General features: G+C 53.0%; 6 protein-coding genes. 3 read left to right on the top strand and 3 right to left on the bottom strand.

Going from position 1 to position 8,701, the window contains the following annotated elements:
• On the bottom strand, nt 1-765 hold a 765-nt coding region (locus JX360_RS16565; protein ID WP_244353155.1), incomplete at its 3' end, for an RNA-guided endonuclease InsQ/TnpB family protein.
• Nucleotides 766-903: 138 nt separating this feature from the next.
• Between JX360_RS16565 and JX360_RS16560 the strand changes: the two genes are divergently transcribed.
• On the top strand, nt 904-2,619 hold the full coding sequence (locus tag JX360_RS16560) for a succinate dehydrogenase/fumarate reductase flavoprotein subunit (RefSeq protein ID WP_244353157.1): 1,716 nt from the start codon (nt 904-906) through the stop codon (nt 2,617-2,619).
• Here the strand turns inward: JX360_RS16560 and JX360_RS16555 are convergent.
• Nucleotides 2,616-6,098, bottom strand: a complete 3,483-nt coding sequence (locus JX360_RS16555) for a PAS domain S-box protein (protein WP_244353153.1) — start codon at nt 6,096-6,098, stop codon at nt 2,616-2,618. The genes JX360_RS16560 and JX360_RS16555 overlap by 4 nt on opposite strands.
• A gap of 6 nt (nt 6,099-6,104) precedes the next feature.
• Nucleotides 6,105-6,707, bottom strand: coding sequence for a response regulator (locus JX360_RS16550; RefSeq protein WP_244353151.1), 603 nt, complete (start codon nt 6,705-6,707; stop codon nt 6,105-6,107).
• Nucleotides 6,708-6,906: 199 nt separating this feature from the next.
• On the opposite strand from JX360_RS16550, the gene JX360_RS16545 reads away from it, so the two are divergent.
• Together JX360_RS16545 and JX360_RS16540 are read left to right on the top strand one after the other, a co-directional pair.
• Nucleotides 6,907-7,398 carry a hypothetical protein gene (locus JX360_RS16545; protein ID WP_244353150.1) on the top strand — a complete coding sequence of 164 codons (492 nt, stop codon included), beginning with the start codon at nt 6,907-6,909 and terminating at the stop codon, nt 7,396-7,398.
• A gap of 275 nt (nt 7,399-7,673) precedes the next feature.
• Nucleotides 7,674-8,057, top strand: a complete 384-nt coding sequence (locus JX360_RS16540; protein ID WP_244353149.1) for a DUF3592 domain-containing protein — start codon at nt 7,674-7,676, stop codon at nt 8,055-8,057.
• Nucleotides 8,058-8,701 lie beyond the last annotated feature (644 nt).

The following is an 8,701-nucleotide window of genomic DNA, read 5'->3' as shown; positions in this document are numbered from 1 at the left end:
CGCCAGTCGCTTAGCGTGCTCTTTACGCTGCCTGCTGACCTTCAGTTCATGTCTAGCTAAACGTTGACGGGCTTTCACCCGATTCTTGGAGCCTTTAGCCTTTCTGCTTAAGCGTCGTTGCAAGCGTTTCCGCCTAACCTGACTCTTCTTGTAGAACTGCTGTATAGGCTCATGATGACCGTTGCTATCGCTGTAGAAGTGCTCCAGCCCCATATCCAGCCCTACGGCTTTTCCAGTGGGCTGACGCTCTACCGTCACTTCAACGGACACAACAAACTGCACATAGTAACCATCAGCACGCCTGACGATTCGTACCCGTTTGATTTGCTCAGGTTGGTAGAACCCCAAATCGTAGGTACCAATCAGCCGCACTACCCCAATCTGGAAGCCATCCGTGAACTGGATGCGCTTGAACCCAAGCAACTTCCAGCCTGAGGTTTTGTACTCCACAGACCGAGCCTGTTTCTTAAACTTGGGATACCCAACGGGTCGGATCCCTTGTTTACAGTTGGCATAGAACCTGGAGATACTCGACCAGGCCTGCTCAGCACTGGCTTGTCGCGCTTGAGAGTTGAGCTTTTTTGCCCACTCAAACTCACGAGCTAGCACTTTGCAGTATTTGTTGAGGTCGTACTCATTCTTGCCTTGCTCATCCATCCAGAGACGCAAACATTTGTTCCGCACAAACTGTGCAGTCCGAATAGCCTCATTGATGGCGGCGGCTTGAGCGGGTACAACCCTGGCCTTAAATTCCAATACTCTCATACTTTTATGGTGACACTACCAGCCTAATTCCGCCTTATATCCCATCCCTAAAGGGGATGGGATATAAGGCGCTTTCTATAATTGGGAAACGCCATCCTGGCTATGGCGGACATCCTTTTCGAGAGCTTGCACACAGCCATGCTGGAACACGATATAGTCATCATCGGCGGCGGGCTAGCCGGTTGTCGGGCCGCTTTAGAAGCCTTGCGACGGGATCCCGGCCTGAATCTGGCACTGGTGGCCAAAACCCATCCGATTCGCAGTCATTCGGTAGCGGCACAGGGAGGAATTGCGGCAGCCCTGAAGAATGTCGATGAACAGGATTCTTGGGAAGCCCATGCTTTCGATACCGTCAAGGGATCCGATTATCTGGCGGATCAAGATGCGGTGGAGATCCTCACCCAGGAAGCACCGCAGGTGATCATCGATTTGGAACATTTGGGGGTGTTGTTCTCCCGTTTGCCGGATGGTCGGATTGCCCAGCGGGCCTTTGGGGGCCACAGCCACAATCGCACCTGCTATGCCGCCGATAAAACCGGGCATGCCATTTTGCACGAGCTGGTGAATAACCTAAAACGCTTCGGGGTGAAGCTCTACAGCGAGTGGTACGTGCTACAGCTGATCCTGGAGGAAAACCAGGCCAAGGGTGTTGTGATGCTGGAGCTGGCCACCGGGCGGCTGGAGGTGGTGCGGGCTAAGGCGGTGATGCTGGCCACCGGCGGTTACGGGCGCATTTACAACTCCACCTCCAACGATTTTGCCTCCACAGGGGATGGCATGGCAATGGTGGCGCGGGCTGGGTTACCACTTCAGGATATGGAGTTTGTGCAATTTCATCCGACGGGGTTGTATCCGGTGGGGGTGTTGATCTCAGAGGCGGTGCGAGGGGAAGGGGCCTATTTGATCAACAACGAGGGGGAGCGCTTCATGGCTACCTATGCCCCCAGCCGCATGGAGCTGGCACCTCGGGACATTACCTCGCGGGCAATTGTGACGGAGGTACGGGCGGGACGGGGAATCGGCGGGAAAGACTATGTTTACCTAGATTTGCGCCATTTGGGGGCCGAAACCATTCACAGCCGGGTGCCCTTTTGCTGGGAAGAAGCCCATCGCCACTTGGGCATTGACGCGGTGGTGGAGCCCATCCCAGTGCGACCTACGGTGCATTACTGCATGGGCGGGATCCCGGTGACGGTCGAGGGTCAGGTGTTGCGGGATCCGGAAACGGTGGTACGGGGGCTCTTTGCTGCCGGTGAAACCGCCTGTGTCTCGGTGCATGGGGCCAATCGCCTGGGGAGCAACTCCCTTTTGGAGTGCATTGTTTACGGGCGACGGGCGGGGGCAGCGCTGGTGGAGGCGGTTAAGGGGCAGTCTTTGCCGAAGCTGGATGAGGGATCCCTGCTAAAACAAGCTACGGAAAGGATCACCAGCCTAATGGAACGACCGGGGGATAGCCGTATTGATGCAGTCCGGCGGCAATTTCAGGATTGCATGACCACCCACTGTGGGGTTTATCGCACTGAAGCCCTGCTTCAGGAAGGGATCCGGCAACTGCAACAGATCCGTCAGCGCTACGACCAACGGCTGCGGCTGGATGATCAGAGCAAAGTTTGGAATACCGAGCTGATCGAGGCCCTGGAGCTGGATAACCTGATCACGGTCGGATCCCTGATCCTGCACAGCGCCCTGGAGCGGCGGGAAAGTCGCGGATCCCATGCCCGGGAGGACTATCCCCAGCGGGATGACCAAAAGTTCTTGTGCCACACCTTGGCCGCCTTTCGAGAGGGATCCCCCCACATCAGCTATCGCCCGGTGGTGATCACCCGCTTTACCCCGCAGGAACGGAAGTATTAACGCTTCACCCAAGCGCTTGTGATTTCCAGAATCGCGTCGATCTGCACTTTGCGCACCATCCGGTTTAGGGTTTCAGCCAAAGATTGATGCTCTGGTGGAATTTGGGCGATGAGCTGATTCATACGGCGGTTACTGAGGCTGAGGGCCGCTTTGTGAAACTGGGTGATCCAATCGGGCGACATCACCTGTAGGGTTTCACGGCTGAGGGGATCCGGTTCTGGAGTGGCGGGGGCAGTGGCGGCATCTGCTGCAGATTGATAGAGAAATTGTACCCCTAGCTGCTGTTGTAATGTCTCAAAGATGGTGCTTTCCCGAAAAGGCTTTAGGACAAACTGATCGAAACCTAGAGTTTCTGCTTTTTGGCGATCATGTTCAAAACCACTGGCGGAAAGCGCAACAATTTTGGTTTGACAACCGTTGAGATGGGCCTTGATCTGTTCGGTCGCCACAAACCCATCCATAACGGGCATACGAATATCCATCCAAATCAGATGGGGATCCCATTCTTGCCACACGTCGATGGCCTCTTGCCCGTTGCTGGCTTCACGAATGCTAAAGCCGATTCCCTCCAATAACTGCCGTAAGACCAGACGATTGTCGGGATGATCATCCACCACCAACAGGCGATAGCTGGGTTGTCCGGGGGCTAATCCAATCACTTTCTGCTGAGCAGCGGCGACCGCGAAAGATGGCTCATCTGCTACTTTCACAGAGATGCTAAAGCGGAAGGTGGATCCCACTCCCTTCTGGCTGGTTACGGTAATATCGCCCCCCATCAGTTGCACAAACTGACGACTAATGGTCAGACCTAAACCCGTACCTTCGCTCACTTTTTTGCTGGTGTCCGTTTGCACAAAAGCTTGAAACAACATGCCCAATTCTTCTGGGGTCATGCCCAAGCCGGTATCGCTAACCGCAAACTCTAACTGCACGGGATCCACTCCCGCTTCAGAAGTACGCTGTACCTGCACAGCAACGCTACCTTCAGAGGTAAACTTAATGGCATTGCCAACCAAGTTAATGAGAACCTGACGCAACTTTTTCTCGTCGGCAATAATCACTCTAGGGAGCTGGGCATCTTGCTCGAACATCAGTTGGATCCCTTTGCCTCGGGCACGAATATCGAGCATTTCCCGCAGCACTTTCAGAGTTTCGTGAAGATCAAAGGGATCCTCTTGTAAAACCAGTTTTCCAGCCTCGATCTTGGCCATGTCCAAAACATCGTTGATTAGCCCCAACAGATGTTCGCCACTGCGATTGATAGTGGAGAGAGTTTCCCGTTGTTTGTCCGTGAGCTTGGGATCCCGTGCCAATAGTTGACTAAAGCCAATAATGGCATTCAAAGGGGTGCGCAACTCGTGGCTCATATTGGCTAGGAAGGTACTTTTTGCCTGATTGGCAGATTCGGCTTTTTCTTGAGCTTGTTTGAGTTCGGTGATGTCGGTGCCCACCAAAAGCACACCAATGTCTCCATTGGGCAGGAGCAAAGCTCGCTTGACAAACTGTACCCAACGCTCTTCACCTCGTTCATTAACCTGAATCGCGGGGGGGATTAACAGCTCCTCTCCACTTTCTAGAACCTGATTGTTCTCAGCAACAATCTGCTCCCAAAAATCGCTAAAGCGGAGGGATTCATTGGCTCCTAGCAAGCTTTCTCGATCTACGGATCCGTAATAAAAATGTCCATAGGCACGGTTGATGAGTTGGGTGCGATGTTGGTGATCGCGCACCACAATCAATTCAGGCAGGGTATCCACCAACTGGTTCAGAAATTCCGCTTGCAGTCGGGTTCGTTGTTCAGATTCTTTGGTTTGAGTGACATCTTCTAATAGGGCTAGGCCCAGTTTAGGGATCCCGGCCTCATCCCGGATCAGCGTCACGAAGGCCTGTACCCAGATTAGCTCCCCATCTTTGCGAATACACTGTTTTTCTAGGACATAGGAGTTTTTCTTGCCGGAAATTAACTCCATCCATTCCAGATCATCCAAAGGCAGGTAATCGGGATGGGTATAGTCTCGATAGGTGACAGATGTGAGTAATTCTTCTTGGGTATAGCCCAAAATAGCGCTGAGAGATGGGCTTGCTTTGATGGGTTGACCCTCCATATCCTCCAGCACGATTCCCAGAGGGGCGTTCTCAAAAATGGCTCTAAAGATGCCTTCACTAGCGGCCAGTTCACGGGTTCGCTCCTGAACTCGCTGTTCCAGCTCCACATTGAGCTTCCTTAGAGCGGCAAAAGAACGCTGCAACTGCCCAGACATTCGATTAAATGCCTGTGTGAGCATCTCAATTTCTGCAATATTGCTACGTTCTTGCACCAGCTTTAATTGACCTTGAGCAACGGCTTCGCTGGCTTGGCTCAAGTGCTGAATCGGTCGGCTGATGCGATGGCTCAACCACAAACCAACCCCTACCATAAGTGCTGTCAACAGAAGACTGAGCCCCAAGGTTTGACGTTGCCCAGCCCAAATGGGCCCAAAAATCTCCTGCTCAGAAAGCATGACTACAGTGACCCAATCCAGACCACGGGTATCGCGCAGGCTGCTCAAACCGAGAACATACCGCTGCCCGTTCCAGTCCAAATTCACTCGACCCACTTGATTAAACTCACTGGGTTGGATCCCTTGCGCCCGTAGCAGAGGTAAGATTTGTCCGCCAACTGCAGCAAAACTTTTGCTCTGGCTGTCACCATTGCTGGAGACGGGTTCAGAAATAATTCCTTCAGAACTGGCCACTAGGTTTTCGTTCAAATCGAAGATAAAGGCTCCCCCAGATTCCCCAATTTTTAGGGCTTTCAAGTATGCCGTGATGTCGGTTAAAGAGAGATCGGATCCCACCACGCCCATCAACCCATCTGGGCCGTAAACCGGATAGCTGGCGGTAATTAACAACTCTCCAGTACTGGCAGAAGGGTACACCTCTGTCCATACAGCAGTACCGGAGGCCAGCGCCTTCTGAAACCACGGGCGTAAGCGGGCATCATAAGCATCTGTGGTGGGTTGCAGGGATCCCAAACGCTGACCGCGTTGATCGGCGGCGTAGTAGGCGCGGTTGAATTGCGTTGAAGCCTCACTGATCATGAACTGAATCGACCGGTTGGGTAGGCGTCTTGCCCCCACAAAGGCTCCATCTTCCACTCGCCCGTAATAGGCCCAGCTCAAGGTCGGGTATTCTTCCAGGATCCGAAAAAGATAGCGCTCTGTTGCCTCGTCCTCTGGGCGGATCCAACCCTCGTAGGCCCCCGCCGCCACCATTTGATTAACCCGATGGGGAATCCCGAGATAATTTTTAACGTTTTCTTCGATATCGCTGATGGTTTTCTCCAGCAAGCTATCGGCCAAATTCTCGGCAGCTTCTTGTCCTGAGCGAAAGGCTAGATATCCGACGGTGGCGGTGGTTACAGCGGTCAAGGCCGTAAAAGGCACCATCAATACCCAGATCAACCGCAGTCGCCGTTTGGGAGTGGCAGCTTTGCTCATAGTTGTTCAGGGTTGTTCAGGATCCAGTCCCAGTTCACGTAAGCGATCCTCCAGCACCATAATCCGCTCTAGGTACTGTTCGGCCCGTTTCCGCTCTAAATCCCGTTGCAACTTTAGAGAAACACTGCGTTGCTGTTCCTCTTCATCCCGTTGCTGCCAGCGCTCTTTTTGCATTTGCAGCTCTTTTTGCAAATAGGCATTGTTCAAATGGGTCTTGACGCGGGCTAGTACTTCTTCTGCTTGAAAGGGCTTGCTGAGATAATCGACACCCCCCACCTGAAAAGCCTTGACCTTATCGAACACATCGCTGAGGGCGCTAATGAAAATGATGGGAATATCCCAGGTGGCCTCATTTTTCTTAATTTGCTCACACACCTGATAGCCGTCCATCTCCGGCATCATGATGTCCAGCAAGATCAGATCCGGTGGATCGGCTTCCACCGCCCGCAACGCCATAGAACCATTGATGGCTCGACGCACCTCATACCCCTGCTCAGAGAGCAACTCATCCAATACATCCAAGTTTTCCAGGGTGTCATCCACCAGTAGGATAGTGCCCTGTGAGTCGGCGCTTTGCACGGGTCGGATCCCCCACCACTGTTCTTTCACATGGTACCGCAGCTGAAAATAAGGCTGTATCAGTGTTTACGCTTTTTCTTCGCTCAGGGGCACGTTCATTTCATCTCATTAAGGAAACTTTAGGCTCTAAGCCAAGTTTTATACTAATAAATATAGGGGCTAGATTCCCTGCTCTTCAGCGGGCATGAGGGGAGAGAAAAAGGCCGTTTCTCGGTTTCGGGGGATGGGTATGAACACCCTTGTCAACAAAGCTCCGATTGTTCCCATTCTAACCAGTGGGCAGTGGATGCGCTTGGAAAGTGAAGATGGCAGACCCGTAGGTTTGATCATTCGTCGTCGGTTTATGGCGGAGTTGGTATTGCCTGGATCCCTGGTGGGTGGCCCCATCGATGCTCGTGATTATGTGCAGTTGATCCCACTTGGGCCAGTACGGTTTACCTATCCCAATCAAGTTTCGGTTTGGAAGCAAGCTCTTCGTCAACGGTTGCAAGGATTGAGCTGGCACGGCCACCTGCTGCAGGAACCTAAGGCTTGTCGCAGAGCTGCTCACCTTTGGCAGGTCTTGCAGAGCCATTTTGCCCCCGAACTCCTCAAATCTCTGGATGATGAGGTCTTGGCTCAAATTGCTGGGGTTTTGCCCTCTACTTTTCATGCCATTCGCTACCCTATTGCTGCCAGGGATCCCCTCGTTCACGCCTCTTTGCAGCGACAGGCCAGTTAGCTGACTGTTTCCGTGCCTCCAAAATGGCGAACTTGTATCCTCCTTAGGTTGTGCTGATTGGCAACTCAGACGCCGCCGATACCCGCGCGCTGGCAGCAGTCGTTTTGAAACCATCTTCTTTCTCATCGAGTGATTGTGTTGGCATCTTCTGGAGAAGAATCACCACCTATGCCCTCACCACTCTTGTAGGAAGGGAACCCATCCGCATATGTGTGTCAGAATGATGCTTGCCGGTTTCCGGTGACTGAGCCTGCGGATCTTGACGAGAGGAGCACATGATAAGTGGTGAACTCCTGTTCATTCTCCTGTTTTTCGTCCTTCCTCTCGTCATTGTCGGGTTGACAATCTTCGGTTTCATCCAGCGCATGTATCACTTCCAGGAAATCCTGGCGAACGGCGTTGAAACGGATGCTCTGGTTGTGCGCAGGTATCGCCGTTCATCCAGCTTTGGCAACCGTCATCGACTGGTCTTTGAGTATCGTGATGTCACCGGGAAAGTCCATCGGAAAGACGAAGCGGTCTTTCCTTCAGAGTACGATCGTTTGCACGAAGGCGATACCTTTCGTGTGGTGTACTCGGCAAAACGTCCCTACATCTGTACAACCAAAGAAGCTGTCGATCAGTCGCGTGCAGCGCAGGCGCGTGAAGCAGAAAAGTAACGCGACCGATCAGCGAATGAACCGTAAGCGATAATCGCTTGTATCGCTCAGCGCACAACGAGCGGCAGAAACGTAAGTGCTCTCAGATTAGGCGCTTGGCTGCCAAATTCGAAGACGATCGCAACATCAATCCACTGGGTAAGGGATCCCTTCTGGGGAAACCCCAATAGGGAAGTTTGTCTTTGCTTTTATCCGCTCGCGGTCCTCGGCGGTTAGAGGCTTGTCTCTGTCACGGGCTCTGACCTCTTTTCTGTAATCTGTAGGCTCTGTGGGGTTTTCTGCGGGGTTTGTTTCCGGTGGCATAGTTAAACCTCATATTCTTCCAAATAAACTGTAGCTTTCTTGGCGATGCGCTCCACTTTAATGACGTAGAACGTCTGCCCCGGAGGATATAAAAACTCCTTCTCCCCCGGATGGCGGGAGTTCCAATCCTCGACCGCCCCGAAGGACGATAGTGCTCCGCACGGCGCAGAGCGCCATCGCAACTCTCTGAGTATTGCTTGGTCATGGGGATGGTGTTCCAATCCTCGACCGCCCCGAAGGACGATAGTGCTCCGCACGGCGCAGAGCGCCATCGCAACTCTCTGAGTATTGCTTGGTCATGGGGATGGTGTTCCAATCCTCGACCGCCCCGAAGGACGATA

Origin of the sequence: Thermostichus vulcanus str. 'Rupite' (genome assembly GCF_022848905.1) — a bacterium.
Taxonomy (GTDB): domain Bacteria; phylum Cyanobacteriota; class Cyanobacteriia; order Thermostichales; family Thermostichaceae; genus Thermostichus; species Thermostichus vulcanus_A.
This window is presented reverse-complemented; position numbering and strand designations above follow the sequence as displayed.

Bases quoted from the DNA above. Each gene is read 5' to 3' on its own strand.
- JX360_RS16545 (WP_244353150.1), top strand. From the start codon at position 6,907: ATGAACACCCTTGTCAACAAAGCTCCGATTGTTCCCATTCTAACCAGT.
- JX360_RS16540 (WP_244353149.1), top strand. From the start codon at position 7,674: ATGATAAGTGGTGAACTCCTGTTCATTCTCCTGTTTTTCGTCCTTCCT.
- JX360_RS16555 (WP_244353153.1), bottom strand. From the start codon at position 6,098: ATGAGCAAAGCTGCCACTCCCAAACGGCGACTGCGGTTGATCTGGGTA.
- JX360_RS16560 (WP_244353157.1), top strand. From the start codon at position 904: ATGCTGGAACACGATATAGTCATCATCGGCGGCGGGCTAGCCGGTTGT.